Source organism: Metasolibacillus fluoroglycofenilyticus (assembly GCF_003049645.1).
Lineage (GTDB): Bacteria > Bacillota > Bacilli > Bacillales_A > Planococcaceae > Metasolibacillus > Metasolibacillus fluoroglycofenilyticus.
On record NZ_PYWK01000003.1, the window covers coordinates 137,033 to 157,468 of the forward strand.

General features: G+C 40.4%; 18 protein-coding genes. 3 read left to right on the forward strand and 15 right to left on the reverse strand.

What is annotated here, in order from left to right; translation table 11 throughout:
• The first annotated feature begins 55 nt into the window (after nt 1–55).
• Complete coding sequence (locus tag C9J36_RS12960) at nt 56–310, forward strand: hypothetical protein (protein WP_066169324.1); 255 nt, start codon at nt 56–58, stop codon at nt 308–310.
• 401 nt (nt 311–711) lie between these two features.
• Here the strand turns inward: C9J36_RS12960 and C9J36_RS12965 are convergent, their stop codons facing one another.
• The 15 genes from C9J36_RS12965 to C9J36_RS13035 all read right to left on the reverse strand — a co-directional run bounded on the left by C9J36_RS12965 (nt 712) and on the right by C9J36_RS13035 (nt 16,351).
• Nucleotides 712–1,554, reverse strand: a complete 843-nt coding sequence (locus tag C9J36_RS12965) for a PhnE/PtxC family ABC transporter permease (protein ID WP_066169326.1) — start codon at nt 1,552–1,554, stop codon at nt 712–714.
• Entirely contained in the window at nt 1,554–2,342 is a 789-nt protein-coding gene (locus C9J36_RS12970) for a PhnE/PtxC family ABC transporter permease (RefSeq protein ID WP_066169328.1), read from the reverse strand. The genes C9J36_RS12965 and C9J36_RS12970 overlap by 1 nt, the downstream gene beginning before the upstream one ends.
• Nucleotides 2,343–2,360: 18 nt before the next feature.
• Nucleotides 2,361–3,191 carry a phosphonate ABC transporter ATP-binding protein gene (gene phnC / locus C9J36_RS12975; protein WP_107943472.1) on the reverse strand — a complete coding sequence of 277 codons (831 nt, stop codon included), beginning with the start codon at nt 3,189–3,191 and terminating at the stop codon, nt 2,361–2,363.
• A gap of 83 nt (nt 3,192–3,274) precedes the next feature.
• Entirely contained in the window at nt 3,275–4,354 is a 1,080-nt protein-coding gene (locus C9J36_RS12980; protein WP_066169330.1) for a PhnD/SsuA/transferrin family substrate-binding protein, read from the reverse strand.
• Nucleotides 4,355–4,463: 109 nt separating this feature from the next.
• Entirely contained in the window at nt 4,464–5,282 is an 819-nt protein-coding gene (locus C9J36_RS12985) for a PHP domain-containing protein (protein WP_066169332.1), read from the reverse strand.
• Nucleotides 5,282–5,983 (reverse strand): phosphonate C-P lyase system protein PhnL, encoded by a 702-nt coding sequence (gene phnL, locus C9J36_RS12990; protein WP_066169334.1) that lies wholly within the window; start codon nt 5,981–5,983, stop codon nt 5,282–5,284. Before phnL ends, C9J36_RS12985 begins: the two co-directional genes overlap by 1 nt.
• A gap of 6 nt (nt 5,984–5,989) precedes the next feature.
• Nucleotides 5,990–7,162 carry a phosphonate metabolism protein PhnM gene (gene phnM / locus C9J36_RS12995; RefSeq protein ID WP_066169336.1) on the reverse strand — a complete coding sequence of 391 codons (1,173 nt, stop codon included), beginning with the start codon at nt 7,160–7,162 and terminating at the stop codon, nt 5,990–5,992.
• A 62-nt stretch (nt 7,163–7,224) separates the two neighbouring features.
• A complete protein-coding gene (locus C9J36_RS13000; protein ID WP_066169338.1) occupies nt 7,225–8,061 on the reverse strand; it encodes an ATP-binding cassette domain-containing protein in 837 nt (278 codons plus the stop codon).
• The gene (locus C9J36_RS13005) at nt 8,058–8,906 is read right to left on the reverse strand and encodes an alpha-D-ribose 1-methylphosphonate 5-phosphate C-P-lyase PhnJ (protein ID WP_066169340.1); all 849 of its coding nucleotides are present in this window, start codon (nt 8,904–8,906) and stop codon (nt 8,058–8,060) included. Before C9J36_RS13005 ends, C9J36_RS13000 begins: the two co-directional genes overlap by 4 nt.
• Nucleotides 8,903–9,991 carry a carbon-phosphorus lyase complex subunit PhnI gene (locus C9J36_RS13010; protein WP_107943386.1) on the reverse strand — a complete coding sequence of 363 codons (1,089 nt, stop codon included), beginning with the start codon at nt 9,989–9,991 and terminating at the stop codon, nt 8,903–8,905. The genes C9J36_RS13005 and C9J36_RS13010 overlap by 4 nt, the downstream gene beginning before the upstream one ends.
• Complete coding sequence (gene phnH, locus C9J36_RS13015) at nt 9,991–10,563, reverse strand: phosphonate C-P lyase system protein PhnH (protein ID WP_066169344.1); 573 nt, start codon at nt 10,561–10,563, stop codon at nt 9,991–9,993. Before phnH ends, C9J36_RS13010 begins: the two co-directional genes overlap by 1 nt.
• A gap of 11 nt (nt 10,564–10,574) precedes the next feature.
• Entirely contained in the window at nt 10,575–11,000 is a 426-nt protein-coding gene (gene phnG, locus C9J36_RS13020) for a phosphonate C-P lyase system protein PhnG (RefSeq protein WP_235616073.1), read from the reverse strand.
• A 575-nt stretch (nt 11,001–11,575) separates the two neighbouring features.
• A complete protein-coding gene (locus C9J36_RS13025) occupies nt 11,576–12,280 on the reverse strand; it encodes a GntR family transcriptional regulator (RefSeq protein ID WP_066169348.1) in 705 nt (234 codons plus the stop codon).
• A gap of 562 nt (nt 12,281–12,842) precedes the next feature.
• On the reverse strand, nt 12,843–14,075 hold the full coding sequence (locus tag C9J36_RS13030) for an MFS transporter (protein WP_066169350.1): 1,233 nt from the start codon (nt 14,073–14,075) through the stop codon (nt 12,843–12,845).
• Between the two features lie 86 nt (nt 14,076–14,161).
• A complete protein-coding gene (locus C9J36_RS13035; protein ID WP_107943388.1) occupies nt 14,162–16,351 on the reverse strand; it encodes an MMPL family transporter in 2,190 nt (729 codons plus the stop codon).
• Between the two features lie 118 nt (nt 16,352–16,469).
• On the opposite strand from C9J36_RS13035, the gene C9J36_RS13040 reads away from it, so the two are divergent.
• Nucleotides 16,470–17,753 (forward strand): methyltransferase domain-containing protein, encoded by a 1,284-nt coding sequence (locus C9J36_RS13040; RefSeq protein ID WP_107943389.1) that lies wholly within the window; start codon nt 16,470–16,472, stop codon nt 17,751–17,753.
• The gene (locus C9J36_RS13045; protein ID WP_107943390.1) at nt 17,753–20,332 is read left to right on the forward strand and encodes an AAA family ATPase; all 2,580 of its coding nucleotides are present in this window, start codon (nt 17,753–17,755) and stop codon (nt 20,330–20,332) included. The genes C9J36_RS13040 and C9J36_RS13045 overlap by 1 nt, the downstream gene beginning before the upstream one ends.
• Nucleotides 20,333–20,436 lie beyond the last annotated feature (104 nt).

Below are 20,436 nucleotides of genomic sequence, written 5' to 3' on the forward strand. Positions count from 1 at the left end.
TAGTAACGATTTCTACATATATTAAGATGTATGACGGGAAAAGGAGGGAAAAATTATGAGCAGAGCAGAAGTATATGATTTATGCTGTCAATATCATGGAAAAAGAGTACGTATTACAGATACGGATGGACGCGTACATGTCGGACGCATTACGAACGTCGACCGTAGAATGGTTTGGCTTGAGCCCGACAGAGGATTTGGTGGCTATAGCTTAGGCTTTTGGGGCTATGGTTATCGCCCAGGCTTCGGCTACGGCATTGCAATTGGAGCTATCGCAGGTATCGCCTTAGCATCCTTGTTCTTCTGGTAAGTGCAAAATCTTTCTGTTCATGCAAGGTACTCTACTAGATACCTAAAAGTTCGTTTGCTTTTGCCAACGCATTAAAGGGGCGTCTGAAAAATCATTTTTAGATGACTACTTCGCGACAAGGATAATGATAATTTATTGCGACTGCCCTAAGAGCAAGCATTTTCAACAAATATTTAATATAAAAGATAAGGCTGCCGAAAAATAAACACCGCCAAAGCATATGTTCTCACATTTTCAAAGAAAGTCGCTCTCTATTTCCACAAGCGAACATTTTGTCCCGCATTTACGGGCAATCAATGAGGGATGAGAAAAACCCCCACTGATTGAAGCTTCACTTTATCAAAATATCACCGAAAGCGCCCAAAATGCCAGCAACCACATGGCTTTTTGGGCGTCCTCTTCTAACGAGCCATCAAGCGCTTTTTGATTTGTAGTGCAGTGATTTCTAAAACAATCGCTACAATCAATGCACAGTAAGTTATCATGCCGACCTCATATAAATCATAATAGAAGCTTGAGGACATAAATAGCTCGAAGCCAATCCCCCCCGCTGCCGCTGCTGCTCCCATTGCGATAGCTACACCGTAGTTCGTTTCAAAACGTAAAAACGTCCACGATACAAGATAGGAGGCGGATTGTGGCAATACACAGTGGAAAATAATATGCCACCAGCTAGCGCCAGCTGCACGCAGCGCCTCAATTGTTCCTTCTTCAATTTCCTCGAAGGATTCTGCATAGGCTTTCGTTAAATAAGCCATTGTATGCAGCATCATCCCAAGCACTGCCGCCACAGCCCCTAGCCCTGCAACGATAGCAAAAATTAATACCCAAAGTACAGTTGGCACTGCACGAATAACAGAGTTAAATGCAATAATTGCATTGGACAGACCTGCTGGCGCTAAATTTTTCGCTGTGTTAATTGCTAAGAAAAAAGAAAGAATTGCGCCTAATATCGTCGATAAAAAAGCTAATGCCAACGTAATCAAAATTTGTGTAATCGCTGTAGCAAAGGTAATTTGATTAAAGGCAGGCTGCAAAAACATCATTTTCAAATTATCCAATGTATAAAAAAGCGCTGTTGGCCAATCAATTGCCGAATATTTTAAGAGAAAGGGACCTACTAATGTAAAGATGGATAAAAAAATGATGACCACACGTACCGTAATTGTCGCCTTTGTCATTGTGCGCGTTTTGATTTTTCCATTTTTAAGATAAATCCCTTGCAACAAAGATGTGTGCTCCATTATAAAATCATCCTCCTTACTTTATTTGAGGCAAATTCAATCGCAATGACAACTATGATAATTGACAATGTAATTAAACCAAGTGTACCGTAATCTAATCGCTTATAATGCAAGTCGAATAAATAACCAATCCCCGTACCTGTTAATAATCCAATTAATGTCGCACTGCGTATATTTGTTTCAATCATATAAAAGAGCCAGCTCAGCATTTGTGGCATCGTATCTGGTAAAACACCTTTAAAGACCATTTGAAAATAAGTAGCACCCGTTGCATTTAAGGCTTCCACACCATCTGCGCTTGCCTCGTCAATTGTTTCCATAAACATACGCACTAACGTGCCAAATGTAGAAATAAACAATGCAAAATAGCCTGTTACCACATTATGACCAAATGAAATAACTAGCACTAACGCCCATGCAACAATAGGAATATTACGAAATACAGAGGCAATGAAGCGTGTACAAAATGCTATGGTACGATTAATTTGTGTTGTTTTAGAGCCAAAAATGGCAAAAAAGAAAGCACATATAGCTGCTGTTGTTGATGCAATTACGGATAAAACAATCGTCTCCCATAAGCGCGATAGCACCTTTGGCAAATTTTCCATAGCTGCTGCATCGGGTATAAGATTTGTAGCAATCCAAGTAATCGTTCCGGGAATTGATGCGACTCCTTTAAGTAAATCAAAATCAGTTATTATCGAAGAGCCGTACACAATTACTAATAAGAGCACAATAATGCCTGTCATCTTCCATTTTTTCATTCTTAAAAAATTGGTCGTTGTCATTGTTTCCTCCGTCTAACACTATTCAAAAATAAGCTCATCTACTTCTGCACCATAAATATTGCGAATATCCATTTGATTTAAGCGCTTCGGTAAATCGTCGAACAATTTTGAGCCTCGATTTAAACCGATAATGCGGTCAGAATATTTCAACGCTACATCTACTTGATGTAAGTTCACAAGTACTGTTATACCCATCGACTGAGAAATTTCCTTTAAATGATCCATAATAACCTTTGAAGAATTTGGGTCGAGCGAAGCAATTGGCTCATCGCATAATAATAATTTCGGCTGCTGTACAAGTGCTCGTGCGATACCAACACGTTGCTTCTGACCGCCACTTAGCTGGTCACAACGCTTATATACATGGTCCTTCATTCCAAGCTTCTCTAAAATGGATAACGCCAATATTTTTTCTTCCTCTGTATACAAGCCTAAAATACCTTGTAGCGTCGATTTGTAGCCAAAGCGACCATGCAATACATTTTCAAATACCGTTAGGCGCGAAACTAAATTGTAGTGCTGAAACACCATGCCAATTTTTGTGCGTTGTTTGCGAAGTGCTGCTTTATTTAATTGTGTAATATTCGTTCCGTCGAAAATGATGTCTCCGTCCGTCGGTTCAATCATGCGGTTAATGCAACGTAGCAATGTTGATTTTCCCGCACCTGATGGTCCAATAATCGAGACAAATTCCCCTTGCTTCAACTGTAAATCAATATCTTTTATAATTAGCGTTTTCATATCATAGCTTTTTTCAATATTGCGCAATTCCAAAACAGTTTGCGTGACAATTGCCGCTTCTTTCGTCACCCCTTGCTCTGCTGGGCGATCTAACGTAATCGTTGGCATCATTTTCTTCCCTTCTTTATCAAAATAAAGTGAAACTTCAATCCGTGGGGGTTTTCCTCATCCCCCACGGATTGTTAGTTGAACTACTCAGACAATTTTCGGATTGGGTCAAACCAAGCATCATTTACTTGTACAAAGCGCTCGTCTGCTGATTTAGAAAACAGACCAATTTCCCCTGAATCCTTTGGTACGAAAATCGTTTTATTATTTGCTGTTTCATCCGAAATTAATAGCTCTGTTAGCTTCGTAATTTCTTCTGCTGTTAATGCAGATGTGTTTACTACAAATGGCGAGTTTAATACAGGTGTAGACGAAATCAATGTAAATTCTTTACCAGGTAAATTATTAAACGGTGCTGCTGCATCATCCTTTACGCGGTAAACTGCACCTGCCGTATTCGGTTCACCTTCCACTAAATCTACGTATGCTGAGACACATGTATCACAAAAAGCGGACACATCTGAACGCTCCATTAACATATTCACCGCTGAACCTTGGTGAGAATCGCCAAATAGCACTTCTGGGAATAACGCATTGGACTCGATTAAATCGTCCTGTTTCAATGATTTATAAGCATCCTGTTTCGAAAAGTGTGCAACGATTGAGCTAGAAGGCACTTTAAAGCCTGATGTTGATGATGCGGATACGAATGACATTTTTTTATTCGCAATTGTATCAATTGAGAATTCACCATTTACCTTATATTCATCAGCTTTATCCTTTGGAACTGCTAACCAACTGTAATAAACTGCATCCTCCAATGTACCTGAACTACCAGAAGGTACAACGATTGGCTGCACATCTGCGCTTTTATTGTTCGCCTCGATATAACCTTGTGGACCCATGAAAGCGACTTGTGCATTACCACTAGCAATCGCTTCAATAGCAATCGCATAATCTGTCGTTAATTTTTGTTCTACTTTGCGACCTGTTGCCTCTTCAAAAATCTTGCCGAATGCATCGCGAGCACCAGCCATTTCAGAACCTGATTCATTTGGATACCATACCATCACTAATGGCTCATTCGATTTAGACTTCGCTGCATTTCCATTAGATTCATTAGCAGCCACTGTACCTGAAGATGTACCTTCCTCTGAGTTACAAGCAACTAGAAAAATTGCACATAAAATCATCGAAAATAGTAAAATCCATTTTTTGCTCATGTTATGCTCCTTTTTTCGTACAAAATTTAGTAGACGTGCTCTACATGCAATATTTAATCATAATTAGCCAATAATAAAAGTAGTTCAGCAGTTTCTTAATAATCATTAACTAAGCATTTACAAATTGCGGCATATACAAATGTTGCATCGTATATTTACCAAGCGCGATTTCTGTGCCATATCGACCGTGGTAATCAGAGCCACCTGTCATTAATAAGCCATGCTTGTTTGCCATCGTTACAATTCGTTCATAATCCTGTTCATTATGATCTGGATGTACTAGCTCAATACCATCTAGCCCCTCCTTAATCAATTCCTCTGCAATTTCATAGGAATCAAGTTGACCGGGATGTGCCAGCACAGCAATACCCCCATCTGCTTTAATCGCACGCAATGCAGCGAATACATCGACATAGCGAATATCGCTGGCAGCTACGCCATTATTTTTAAACAATGACCTATACAATGTTTGATAATCCTTGGAATCAAAAGACGCAGTCGTTAACACATCCATAATATGCTGTTTGTAAAGCACATTTACTTTAGCTATACGCTCGTATGCCTGCTCCTCTGTAATGGCAAAGCCCGCCTCCTGAATTTGATGCATTTGCCAAAGTGTATGCTCATGACGACGATTCAACAATGGCTGACAAAGCTGGCGAATATGCTCACATGAACCTTGTAATTGATAGCCTAGCATATGCACTTTGCGACCACGCTCAAAATCATAGGCTGAAATCTCTATACCCGGAATAAAATGAATATTATACTTCTCGGCAAGCTGCTGTCCTTCTTCAAAATGATGAACCGTATCATGGTCAACGACACTAATATGTGTTAAACCTACTGTCTTTGCTTGTCGAAAAAGCTCCTCTAACGTATTTGAGCCATCCGAATATGTGCTATGCATATGCAAATCAACCTTCATTACACAAGCTCCTTTCCTTGTATTTTTTCCATATGAAAGACGTTGTCACATAAGCCTTCCATGAACTCTAAATCATGAAAAATACCAATTAACGTCGTGCCGTTTGCTTTGAGCTTTTCAATTGCCTCTCGCACCTTCAATTTAGATGCTTGGTCAAGACTTGCTGTCGGTTCATCCAGCAGTAATAAACGCGGCTCTTTCACAATAGCACAGGCAATATTTAAACGGAGCTTTTCACCGCCAGAGAACATATTCGGATAGCTATTCCATAGCGCCTCGTCTATATCAAAATGCTTTAGTGCTTGTTGTGCCTTCGGTGTAGCCTCTGCCCTCGATACGCCTAAATCAAGCAGCGATTGCTCGACTAGCTCCAACGCTGTTGTACGTGGCATGACATTTAAAAATTGCGAAACATAGCCAATTTCATGCTTGCGTAAATAAACGACTTCACGCGCTGTTGCCTGTACTAAATCAATCGTGCCATACGCCTCAGATTGAAATAAAATCTTGCCCTTCTGTGGCTCATATGTGCGATAAATGCTTTTTAAAATCGTTGATTTCCCACTCCCACTTTTTCCGACAATGCCTAAAAAGCTACCTTCGGGAACATGCAATGAAACGTCTTGCAATGCTGGCAATGTTCTACTTAAATGATGAATCATAAAGCTTTTATGCAAATTTTCTACGGTTATCATCCTCACACATCCTTATCGATAATTCGTTCGTAAAATAACTTTACCGTCGACAATTGTTGTTGTCACAACAGGATAGCCATCTGCCATTTGCTCAATAATGATAATGTCTGCCTTTTTTTCTACTGCGATGGAGCCAATCTCATGCCCCATATTAACAGCTTTTGCAGGATTTATCGTCACAAGCTGGAATAGGGCGTGTAAGTCCTCATCATATTTACTAGCAAGCTCGAAAATACCGAGCAGCATCGCCGGTGGATAGTAGTCGCTACAAATAATATGAATAACCCCTGCCTGAATGGCCTCTGCCGCACTTAAATTGCCTGTATGCGAGCCACCTAATAAAATATTCGGTGCACCCGCTATCGTTTGTAAGCCTAATCGTGTCGCTTCCTTCGCCACATCTAACGTAATTGGAAACTCACTAATCGTCGTGCCATACGATTGAACAAGTGCTAGCTTTTGTATATCGTCATCATCATGTGAGGCAACGGCAATATTATGCGAAATCGCTAAACGACTTAGACGCTCAATATCCTCTAACGTAATTTTTTCTTTATCAATTTGCTCTTTAATTAACGTGTCTGCCTCATGCTCTGTCATTGAGCGATAGCCACGCATAATGTTTTTATATATTTCTAAATTGCGATACTGCCCTTGCCCCGGTGTATGGTCCATAAACGACAGTAAATGTACTTTACCATCTAAAATATTTTCCTCTAACTGCTGTAATTGACCGACTGAATCAATTTCAAAGCGTGCATGTAAGCGATGACGAATTAAATGTGGCTCATCATGCGAGGCACTGATAGCATCAACGCATTTCTGCACATTTTCGGGATTGCGAATCGCCTTATGCGAATATTTATCATCGCCATAGTATGACAATGAATGAAAGATTGTTGTAATCCCATGCGTCATTAAAATACGCTCACTTTCACGCAAGCCAATATTCATGTTCATTACTGAATTGGGACGCGGGCTAACAATCGTTTCAATATAATCTGAATGAATATCGACAAATCCCGGTGACACATAACCCCCATTGGCATTAATGACCTCTACTCCATCTAGCTGGACATCCGCTTGATGAACAATTTGTTTAATCACCGCATCTTCAATGAGGACAACGTGGTCATATAAAAATTGCTGCTCTGTTACAATCACTCCATTTACAATGGCAATCATGGCAAGTCTCCTTATTAATTAAATTTCTATCTGTTAGCTTGTACTAGGGTAAAATTGAACTATTATAACAATGAATAAACTAGCTGCTGCGTATAGGCATGCTGTGGGTCCTCTAATACTTGGTCTGTCAAGCCATGCTCTATAATCTGACCATTGAGCATAACAATTGTGCGGTCTGCAAGCATACGTATAACAGCTAAATCATGTGAGACAACTATCATTGAAATATTCAATTCACGTTGGATTGACTTAATTAAATCAAGCACATCTGCCTGTACTGATAAATCTAGCCCTGTCGTCACCTCATCAAGCAATAAAACAGGTGGGTTATTGGATAAAGCTTTGGCAATTTGTACCCGCTGCTGCATACCACCTGAAAAGTTTTTAGGTGCTTCCTTGCTACGGAAAAGCGGAATATTGACATGACCGAGTAGCTCTAAGCTGCGATTTTCCATATTGCGCACATGACGATTCCCTGCAGCAATTTGCTTTTCTGCAATATTACTCATCGAAGAAAACTCCATATTTAAGCCAAGCATGGGATTTTGATAAACCATGCCGAGTATTGTATTACGAATAAAACGTTGCTGCTGACGAGATTGCTCGAAAATATTTGCTGTACCATCTTTAAAATCCTTTAATAAACCAACACCACTCGTAATTTGCTCATCAAAATACAAGCTCTTCATTAAAGTTGACTTACCGCTACCACTTTCCCCAACAATGCCAAGTATTTCGCCACGATACAGCTCAAAGGAAATATCGCGACATGCATAAACTGTTTTACAAGCTGGACAATAATTTTTTTCTAACCGAACATTCTCGCCTCGACAATGGCTACAGCCCTTTCCATACTGCTTTGATAGCTTGTGAACTTGTAAAATTGGTTGCTCCCTCATTGCTTCACCGCCACCTTTCGCGCCAGTACCTCTTCCATATAGCTCGTATCATTACATAAATAGTATGTTTCGCCTGTTTCCTCATCTGTTAACTCATCTAAGAAAACATTCGATAAGCCTGTTTCACGGCAAATTTTCCCTGCAAATTGCTCCACTACAAATGGATAGTCCTCAAAGGCAAGTGATTGCACATTAGTGTAAGGGGGTACAGCATAAATTTTCTTCTCACGCCCTGCCCCAAATAGGATAAGCGCTTCGTTGTGATGAATTTTTGGATTATCAAAGCGCGGAATCGGACTTGGATTCATTACATAGCGCCCATTTACTAGCACAGGATAATCGGCTCCTTGTGATGTTTGGTTATAACGCATAATTTGCTCAAAAAGCATTAAATAAGCGCCGCTATATTCCTTTTCTGCATGATAACGCTTCGTTTTATATTCACTGCGCTCAATTGCACGCAATGGCTCTGGCTCTGGCACTTGCAATACAAGAATTTGCTCCTTTGTAAGTGGCACCTCTGGAATACGATGACGTGATTGAACAATCGATGCCTCCTGCGTGTGCGTTGTCGTTTGAACACCTGTTGTTTTTTGTACAAGCTTTTTAATATTGACTGCATTGACCGAGTCATCTGCTCCTTGGTCAATTACTTTCAACGTATCCTCCTTACCAATAAGCGCCAATGTCAATTGCAGGCCACCTGTTCCCCAGCCACGCCCAATCGGCATTTCACGCGAGGCAAAGGGGACTTGATAACCGGGAATCGCAACGCCCTTTAATATCGCACGTCGTATTTCCTTTTTCGACTGCTCATCTAATAATGCGAATGGCACTTCTCTCATAGCATTTTGCCCTCCCTTTTAATCGCCCTCATTTGCTCAAGCTTCGATTGGAATGTGACATAATGAGGCATTTTTAAATGCGAAATAAAACCTGTCGACTCAATCGTATCTATATGCAGTAACACAAATTCCTCATCATGAATCGCTGTATCTCCCCCGACCTCTAATGCATGGTCAACGATAGACATGGCAATTGCCTTCGTTTCATTTTGACCGAAGCATGCACCGTAGCCCACATCAAATTCCACTACTTGCTTATCTTCTCCATTGACATTCACTGGAATAAATGATTCTACCTCTGTTAGCTTAATTGCTCCAATATAATACGGGTCGTCCCCATCATCTAACGCAACGTGAATTGACTGCCACCCAACTCTTACTTCCCCAACTGTTGGATGTGATGCACCATAGCCGCGCAAGCCTGCATAGCCAAGCGATGTAACAGTGCCTGTTTGCCCACGCGTTAATGTTTGTAAACGCTGGGAGCGATTTGTCGGGAAAGCTATGCTCTCCTTTGTAATATCACTTGGCTCAGCATCATTTTCAGGAAACTCTCGGATTAACCCTTCCTGACGCAAATAATCCATCACTTTTGGTAATTTTTCCAACTGTAAAACACTATTGTCTGGCACTTCAATCGCTTCAAATTCAGCCTTTTGTGCTGCTACATCTTCTACTGTTTCCTGCAATAAATCGAAATTCAGTAAGCGGTGTAAATAATCATGAGATGCACCTAAAATTTGACCACCTGGAATATCTTTAAAGCTAGCTGAAATGCGACGTAAAACAAACATGCTTCGCGCATCTGTAGTCGTTGAATAATACAATCTCGGCAATGTCGAACGATGGGCACGTAGTAAAAAAATTGCCTCCTCCACATTGCCCTCGCTTTGCTTCATCGCAAGCGCCGCTAACTGCTCACTGTATAGACTACTCTCTGACATCACTTGGTCTAAAAAACCCCGCATTGTCGCCTGTAATGTTTCAACAGCCACAAAGGCCCCATCTTTAACTCGCTCATACTGTAAATGCTCTAATGATGCCTCAATCGCCTCAGCACCACCACGTACCGCTACATATGCCATTAATTCGTCACCTCACTGATAGTCGTTGTGCGAGGGAGAGCAATAACCCGTCCGCTACGCTCAATAAAAATACAGTCAATACCGAGCGGAAATTCTTTGTTTTTACTTGCACGTAATGCTAAAAATTCCTTACATACAGCAAGTTCAACATTTTCTACTGTAGCAATACCTGGACCTGTTAGCTGTGCTACAATCGTTGTTGTCGCCTCATCTAGCTCCATAATAATCGTCGCAGATTTTTGAGGGTCAATTAAATTACCGACTTTGGCTAACTCAACCGCCTTTAATAGCTGCTGTCGCTCCGCATCATGAGGAATAATAATGAAGTCAGCCTGCTCTAAAGGCTCAATTTGCCCACCTGTCAATGCCCGTAATGATTGATTAATTTCTCGATGCTCATTAGCTGTTTGAAAGCTTACTTCACCGTCTAGCAATGACCTACAGACTGTCACCGTTTCTCCATATAGGTTATTCACTGTATGACTGCTTTCCAACTTTCCTGCTGTACCAGGTCTTGCAAAACAATTTAGCAATATACGAAATGCACGTTGTGTAAAATGTACGGCTTCCATGCTGCTCCTCCTTAAGTAGCCATCGTATCGAAATTGACTTTTGTTCGCTCGATGGATTGTTTAATTTTCTGCTGCTTCGTGTGAAGTTGCTCAGCTAACACCTCAAAATGCGACGCCCATATAAGCGTTTCTGGTAGCTGCGCACTATAAGCTGCATCTATAATTGCCAATGCCTTTGACAATTCTGGCTCAGATTCCCTCACTAAGCCAACGCCATAAGCATTCCCAATCCTCACCTTCGTTTCGGTAACCAATACTTCCCCTATATAAAACAATGATTTTTGCGCTGTTTCACGCATTTTGACCATAATAAGTCCTTCTTTTGGTGGGCTAATTTCCTGCACCTCATATTGCTCGCAAATATTAGCTGCTAGTTGTAATGCAAGCTCTCTTCCTACTTCAATTAACAACTTTGTTCGTTCAGCTCTTTTCATCATGCCAGCTCCTTTCAACACCATCCTAACTTGTCGCCAAGCTGCCTAGTGAAAAGGTTTCGTGAAGAATATGTAAAGACTCTTTACAAAAAAGGCGCCAAGCTGTAATGCTATAGAGATATTTCGGAAAAAACTTTAAAGTTCACGTTTTCAGCCTGTCAAAGATTGCACAGGGCTAGAGTTGTCCGAAAAGCCCATTTTGTTTGACACTGCATTGAAATCAATGTTTTCATCACTTCCCTTTTACTGAAGGAGAACGCTGCTAAAGCCAATGTTCCTCCCATTTTTAATAGAGGCGTTCTCTATTTATATAAATCAATTTTTTGCGAAACATCATCGCTACTGTCCAAAATGTAGGCTATGCACGGCTTTTGGGACAATCTCTTATATTAAATATTCGCTAAACAATGCTTGTACCTGTCACTTCGCTTTCGGCACATAAAACAGTTGCTCCTGCGATTACTCGTCGCAAAGGGAACGCCTCAAAATAACTTTTCAGCCGACCCTTTATCGCTAAAAAAAAGACTGCCTGAAAAGTAGAATGTTCGCCTACTTTTCAGACAGCCCCTACCTATTTTTCATAGTTGGAAAGAAAAACGGTCTGTACGATAAATTATTTCTGTGTACTCCAATAATTGATTTTGCTCCTTATCCCAATTGTCTGATTCAACCTTTACAAGTGGTACGAGCACCTCACAGCCAAGCAAGGCACGCTCCAGTTCATTTGGAAATGATACTAATAAATTAGAAAAGCTGCTATGGAATTGATTAATACCATTACTTTTATAAAAACTATACATCGACGTTAATCGATTATTTGCCTGCTTAATTTGTGGGAAATTATTAGCAATAACATAGGACCGATGAAGTGCCGCAGGTTCACCGTCAATAAAGCGCAAACGCTCCACTAAATAAATTGTATGCTCAGGTACAATTTGAGGCTTACTATAAATTGCATGGCTAGCTGGTACACGCTCTAATTTTGTTACGATTGATTTATAATTGCCTGTCTGCTTCCGCATTTTTTCACTAAAGCTCACATCGCCTGTCATGACAACCTCTAGCGTTTTTCGTTGATGCTTTAAAAAGCGTCCCACACCTTGCTTCGAATAAATATAGCCCATTTTTTCAATGAACTGATAGACATTGCGAATTTTAATTCTTGGTACTTTAAATTGCTCTACTAACGCTAGCTCGCTTGGCATTTTATCATCCAATGAAAATGTACCGTTCAAAATGCCTTGTAGCAAATAATCCTTCACCCGTAACTCTTCTTGATCCACCCTTGTTCACCTCTACTAGATGATTACTTTACGATTTTACAGCCTAACTTTATCGTAAAATGTTTTAACTAACTACACAAGTGAATGACGAGCATGCAATTTCGCTGCTAGCCTTAGTCCCCCATGCACTGCTGATGCTTTTTTGCAAAGTGTAAAGATTATATTAAGAAATTGTAATGGGGGGCGTTGCTATGAATAAAAGAGAATCTTGCTTGGGTGGTCAGTTCACTAATTCGGTTGAAATACCATCCACTCTCTCACATTAGCGTGCGCCATTTGATTGGATTGCAGATTTATTCCATGTTTTTCGAGGTTTATTCCACGTTTTCCAGAGTTTATTCCACGTTTTTTTAGGTTTATTCCACGTTTTTTCGAATTTATTCCACGTTCATCTCAAAGTCCAAGTTAAGTGCCCTTAAAAAAATGCCCAATAAACCGGCAATTAGACGGTTTATTGGGCAGTAGTGATAATGTTTTGGCAAAAAGTTGACGCAATTAAAATAGAAGAATATTTCTCCTATATGAAAGGGAAATTACCCAATTCATTTGAAACGAAAAGTAATTATCTGTTTATCCCGCTCTGCTCTTTTACTTCATTCACACCAGCCGTTATGAGCGTTCGGTTTTTAGCTAATAGCAACAGTAATGCTATCATCAAAATACCTGTCACAATTAAAATCCATTCGATTTCAATCACGTCTGCTAATGGACCAAATACAAGCATACCAATCGGCATCATTGATGAAGAAATCATACCGAAGATACCGAAAATGCGTCCTAAATAATTGCCTTCCACCTTTTCCTGTAGCAACACGGTTGAAGGTGTGTTGAAAATCGGCATCGCCACACCACAAATTAGCATCAGTACTGAATAAAGCAAGAAGTTTGGTACAAGCCCCAAGCTAATTGTACATACAGCCATAATAACACCAGCAAATATCATTGTATGTACTCGATTTTTGAAGCCACCCCATATTGCAATAACGCTTCCTCCTACCATCATACCTATTGAAAAAGTAAGCTCAATCACCGTTAATCGCCATACATCATCCCCAAAGGAGCGTGCCACTTGTAATGGTGTTAAAAAAGCCATAGGTGCAATTAAAAAGAATAACAGCGCAAAAAATAAAAAGAATGATTTTAAAAATGTATGCTCTCGGATATAGCGCAAACCTTGCTTAAAATCTTCTATATAGCCAACTTGCTCTCCCATCGCCTTTTCATGAGCTGCTATTTTCAAGAAGAATAATAATGTGAAAATTGCTAGTGCAGCAGTTACAACATCGATAAAGAATATAATTTCCAACGTTGCAAAGCTAAGCAATGCTGCGCTCACCATCGGCGCAATAAACATAATCCCCGCTTGAATACTACCATTAATACCATTTACCTTCGTTAGCTTTTCCTCTGGAACAATTTGTGGCAAAATGGCTCCAACAGCAGGTGTCTGTACCCCTGCCCCAAATGAACGAATTGCTGCAATAACAAATAACAGCCACATTTCTTCATAGCCCATTAAAAAGACGATTGCCAATACTAATGTGGAAAGTGCAATTACACCATCAGCTATCGCAATTAACCACTTGCGATTATAGCGGTCTGCCCATACTCCTGCAAAAGGTGAAAGTAAAAATGTTGGGACAAAACCACATATAATAAAGATTGTCATCATCATGCCTGATTGTGTCGTTAGTGTCACATGCCACATAATCGCATATTGCACAAGTGCCGAGCCGAACAATGATATCGTTTGGCTCGTTAAAAAAAGCGTAATATTCCGTTTCCAATTTTCCATTAAGCGGTATCCTCCATTAGACAAAACATGCGTTCGCCCTATTATAATATAAAATAATAATAGAACACAACTTTAAATGGATTCGCTTAATTATGTTTTTTCCCCAAGCGACTTGGCCAGTAAGACCATTTCCCAAATAGAGTAATAAGAGCTGGTACGAGCAACGGACGAACAATAAACGTATCTAATAAAACACCTACAGCCGTAACGATACCAAATTGTACTAATAGCTGAATTGGTAATGAGGCTAACACGGCAAATGTACCTGCCAAAATTAAACCTGCCGACGTAATGACTGCACCAGTAGACGCTACCCCCTCCGTAATCGCTTGCTTATAATCCATCCCTTGATGCCTATTTTTCCAAATATCCGAAATCATAAAAATGTTGTAGTCATTGCCTAATGCAATAATAAATACAAACGAATACAACGGAATAGCACTCGCTATCGCCTCGTGTCCTAAACCATAATGAATAATAAGCCAGCCTAAACCAAGGGCTGCAAAAAATGATACGAGTACTGTCAGCATTAATTGGATCGCCGTAATAACTGCACGTAAATATAAAAGAAGTACAGCTAAAATAATAGCAATCATCACAGGCTGGATGAGCTTTTCATCATCCTTTTGCACTTTCTTTGTATCTAGTTGCTCGCTCGTTTCGCCACCAATCCAAAACTTATTATCTATAATAGTTGCTACTTCCTGCTTCATTTGTTCAACATCTTCCATAGCCTCGTTTGAATATGGGTCTTTATTCAAATCTACCTCATACAATATAATATTTGTATTCTCACTACCTACACGCGGCTCCTGAACGGTTGCTACATACGGTAAGTTACGAAGCTGCTCTCCAATATCCACAGACTTTCCTTGTGTATCAATAATAATTTGCACAGGCGCTAATTCACCTGCCGAAAAATTATCCTCAATCAATGCAAAACCTTCACGTGACTGTATATCCTCTGGGAAAGAAGAAAGTAAATCATAATTATATTGAATTTTTGTTGAAGTAAAGGCTAATGCCAGTAAAAAGATACCTGCTGTTATAACGACAAGCCAAGGCTTACGTGTAACAAATAAACCAATTTTGCGCATTTTAGCATGACTTTCTTGACGAGGCTTATATTCCTTCCCCTTTTTCTGTGCAAGCAGCTGTTCTTCTTCAACTGTCCGTGGAACAAAGGGCCAGAACGCTTTGCGACCTAATACAGAAAGGAGCGCAGGTAATAGAGTCAATACCGCAATCATCGTTAAAAGCACACCAAAGCTAAATGGCACAGCAAAACGCTGAAAAGCACCGTAATCAGCTAACGCAAGTGTCGCTAAGCCAATTACAACAGTAAAGCCACTCATAAAAATAGCACCCGCTGAATCACGTACAGCTTCAGCAATCGCTATAAATTTATTACTTTCCATTAATAATTTATCGCGATATTTCGTAATTAAAAACAAGCAATAATCTGTACCTGCACCAAACAATAACACAATCATAATTGAAATTGCCTGTGCATCTTTATGAATCCATCCATTTTCCGACATATAACCAAGCAATGGACTAATGACTAAAAACGCGATACTTACTACAATAATTGGAATAAACGCTAAAATTGGTGAGCGATAAATCGCCAATAAAATTGCTAAAATTAAAATAACTGTTGCAATCATTAACTGTATGTCTGCTGATCCAAAAAGTGAAGCTGCATCTACTGAAATGGCGACCGGACCCGAAAAACGAGCAAGTAAGCCACCTTCATCTAAGCTTTTGTCATATGGATTTTCATTCATTACCTCTGTTGTATAAGCTGTTATTTGTTCTAAGCTCTTTTTAAAGCTTTTTGAATTCGTATCTGTTGCAAAAAAGACTGGTGTTACAAGTGAGCGTCCGTTTTCTGATAGAGCTCCTAGCATCGCCTCAGGAGGCAATTTCGCAAAAGGTGGTAAAGCCTCCTGCCCCTCTAATGGCCCAGTCTCTAATTTTGCATATAGCGCTTGGATGTTGGCTATATCTGCTAGTTCTAAGCCCGCTTCCTCATACCACACCATTAATAGTGGCACACCAGCATCTGATGCAAATTGCTCCTTCATAATTTGCTTTGCTTCGATTGACATCATATCAGTAGGCAATTCATCACCAGCGAAGTTTTCGACACTATTTACTTGTGGTAATGTCATCGTTAAAGCAATTAATAGAGCAAGCCATATTCCAAGTAATGCCCATCTTCCTTTTTTGCCCCCAACAATCTCTCCAAAACGCTGTAATGGATTGTGTTTCATCAAAACCTCTCCTTTCCTATAATAAATATATACCTTTTCATAAAACTTGGAAACGCGAAACTTTCTAGCTAAAGGATTGTTTTTTCATTATAGTTAAAAGTAGAAAGGATGTGGCTGTATGCAATTAACTATTTATTGCGAAACCCCATATGCGAAAGAAATTTCTTATTTATTCGCTAAAAATCCAAATAATTTACATGAAAGACATGAAAAAGGACATGCTGTACGCTTCGTTTATCATAAGCTAACAGCGCATGAGGTAGAGGCTACCATTTTTGTGACCCCTGACCCGCTCGCGCTCGTTGGACATGAACGTGCATACGATATTACACATTATATTAATGACCGCAGCTTTGCGGCGAGCAGTATTTTTTTATCGCTTATTCGCAAAATGCTCGGCACTGCGCTAAATGGTAAACCACAGGAGCAGTACGTAGCATTCGCTGAACAGGCTTTCCCTTTCACCTTTGAATTTGGTCCTATAGCTACGGAGCTCACAAACGAAGAAATTCAGCAGTTGTTTACACCACTTGGTTTCAGTGTTGAAATAGAGGCAATTTCAGCCGCGCAACGAGCGCGCTTTATTAAAATTAGTGCATTAACTACTTTGCAGCAGGCATTGCAACAACTTTTTGTCCTTATTCCCGTAATGGATGATTATAAGCATTATTTTATTGATGAGGCGGAGCGCGAACGATTGGAGCGTTATGGTGAGGGCTGGCTAGAGCAGCATCCCGAGAAAGATTTTATTTATAAAAAAGCATTACGCTTCCGTCATCTAATTAATGCACAGCCTACTTCTACAGCAAAGCCTTTACTCAGTACACAGCGCTATGAGGCAATTGTCGAGCAAGTCAAAAAACTACCGCATCAATCTGTTGTCGATTTTGGGGCTGGTGAAGGGAAATTAACAGCCCTACTAAGTGAGCTATCAACAATTCAAGAGCTCATTGCAGTAGAGCCAAGCGAGGCTGCCATTCGAAAAGCAACAAAGCGCTTTGAGGAGCTTGACACAGTTATAATGCCACGCATTCAATGGGGCTCATTATTCTATCATGACTATACTTTAGCCCACAAGGATATTCTAATTTTATGCGAGGTGATTGAGCATATTAATGAGGAACGCTTACCAAAAGTTATATCAATGCTACTGCAGCAATATGCGCCAAAAGCATTAATTATTACTACTCCGAATGCGGATTACAATAAAGTATATAAGCTAGAGGAGATGCGTCATGAAGATCACCGCTTCGAATGGACGCGTCAACAATTTGAAAGCTGGTGTGCTGCAATGGCACAGAATACTCCTTATTCAGCTACCTTTTACGGCATTGGCGAACAACACACAGCGCACGGTACACCAACACAAATGTGCATTTTTAAACGAACGGAGGGACTGTAATGCAGCTTCATTTACCACATGCAGCCATTGTGCTATGTATTGGTCCATCTAATAGTGGAAAATCAACATTTTTGCAAAATCTTGTTGCCAATAATAGCATTGCACTAAGCGAAATCGTTAGCTCAGACGATTATCGAATGACGGTCGCAGACATTGATTTTATCAATTTTCAAGGGGCTTCGAAGCAAGAAGCCGATTTATTATACGAGCAATATGCAGCCATTTCAGCAGAAACATTTCATATAATGGAGCAGATTATTATTGCGAGAGCAAAACTGAATCGCTTAACATTTGTGGATGCGACACATTTGAACGCCAAGGAGCGTGAAATATATTTTACTATTGCCAAAAGACAGCATATAGCCATTTACGGTTTACTCTTTGACGTACCACTAGAACAATTATTAGCACGTGATAAGGAGCGCCAGCGACCTAGAGGAGCAGCACGCATTAAACAACAAGTTCGCAAACTAAAGGATGAAAAGCGCTTGCTAAAAAAGGAGCCCTTCACAAAGCTTTATACAATTCGACCAGAGGAGCAAGTCGAGGTAATTCGCCACCCCTCAGATTTACACATTGAGCTTGGCGCAGGGGTTGATATTATTGGAGATATTCACGGCTGTTATGATGAAATGATGGCTCTTATCAAAAAGCTAGGTTATATCGAGGAAAACGGCCTTTATAAGCATCCAGAGGGACGTAAGCTGATTTCCGTCGGCGATATTATGAGCCGCGGTCCAAAATCACTCGCAACAATGCAATTTTGGCTGAAGCAAATTGAGTCAGGGCTAAGCTATATGACAGATAGTAATCACGGCTGGAAAATTGCGCGCTGGCTAGATGGAAAAAGCGTACAGTTAGCACATGGAGATGAAATGGTTGAGCAAGAAATGCAGCACTTCGAGCAACAGCACGGTGCGAATGACACAGCGCAATTAAAAGAACGCCTTGCTAAAATGCTATTGCATGCACCTTCTCATTATATTATTTTGGAAAATGGAATTGGTAAAGCTATCGTTACACACGCTGGTATCAAAGACCATTATATTGGAAAAAACTCACCGCGCATTCGCGATTTTTGCCGTTACGGCGATGTTATTGGAACAAGTGACACAGGACGACCGATTCGTGCAGATTGGTACACTAATCACCAAACATCTGAATTAATTATTTGGGGGCACGAGCCAAAGCTAAAGCCCTTAAAAATTAACAATACAATTAATATCGACCAAGGTGTCGTCTTCGGTGGACAGCTCACAGCACTGCGCTATCCTGAAGGTACCTTCGAGGCAGTGGATGCCTACGAGAATTATGCAGGTGAGCAACAAAACCCTTTATTAGAAGCAGCAGAAAAGCATTTCCAAGCACCAAATATTTATGCTTTCTTAAACGGCTTTGAGGTTGCTACGACACATGGCGAAAATGTTTGGATTGGCGACGGCTATGCGAAAGCCGCAATCGACACCATTTCACACTACACTGTACCAATGGAGCAGCTTGTTTATATTCCGCCAACGATGAGCCCAACACCACAAACATCACAGCATGAAGATTATTTAGAGCATCCTTTAGAGGCTTTTGCCTATTATAAAAAGCATGGCTTGACGCAGCTTATTGCGGAGAAAAAGCATATGGGAAGTCGCGCTGTATTTTTACTTTTCAAAGATGAGCAAATTGCAAAAGAATGGGTCGATAGCGAGACGCTTGGCATTATTACAACACGCACTGGGCGAGCCTTTTTCGCACCAGAAGCTCACGCTATCATCGTGCAAAAGTTACACGCAGAATTAGTTGCCAAAAACTATTTCGAAAAAATGGGAACAGATTTCGTTTTATTAGATGCGGAAATATTACCTTGGAACTTAAAGGCTCAGTCGCTTATCGATAAACAGTATGCACACGTTGCAGAACATGCTTTAATGGACCGCCAAAAGCTAGCTACAAAGCTACAAACAACACTTGTCGATGTCGCTGATTGGCAAAAGCAATATAAGGAGCTACTCCGCAACGCCGTACGTTTCGATGCAGTTTATCAAAATTATTGTTGGTCTGTAGATGATTTATCAAGCATTCAAGTTGCTCCATTCCATATACTTGCACATAGCAACGGAACGTGCTTCCATCAGCCACATACATGGCATATGGAAATGAATCATTGGCTTGCTCAAAATTCAACTATCTTTATTCCAACAGAGTATAAAGTCATTGAGAACGAGCAGGATGAGCAAAAAGTGATTGAATGGTGGGAGGAAATGACGGCAGTCGGTCACGAAGGAATCGTCATTAAGCCACTAGCCTTTATCCCTAAAAGCAAAGGGAAACTTATTCAACCAGCAATTAAAGTGCGGGGGCGTGAATATTTGCGCATTATTTATGGAATGGACTATACAGACCCGCACCAGCTAACCCAACTAAAAAAGCGCAATCCAAGCAAGAAAATGAAACATGCCTTGCAAGAATTCGCTCTAGGCTTAGAGGGCATCGAGCGCTTCGTCCAAAAAGAAAGCATGGCACGCATACATGAATGTGTACTAGCTACATTAGCACTAGAAAGTGACGCGGTAGACCCTCGACTATAGATGTTAAAAAGCGCCCCAAAGCAGTGCATTGCCAGCTTTTGGGGCGCTTTTGATGATGTTTTATCAGGGGGATAAAAGAAAAAAGGTTCCATTGAAAATGGGAT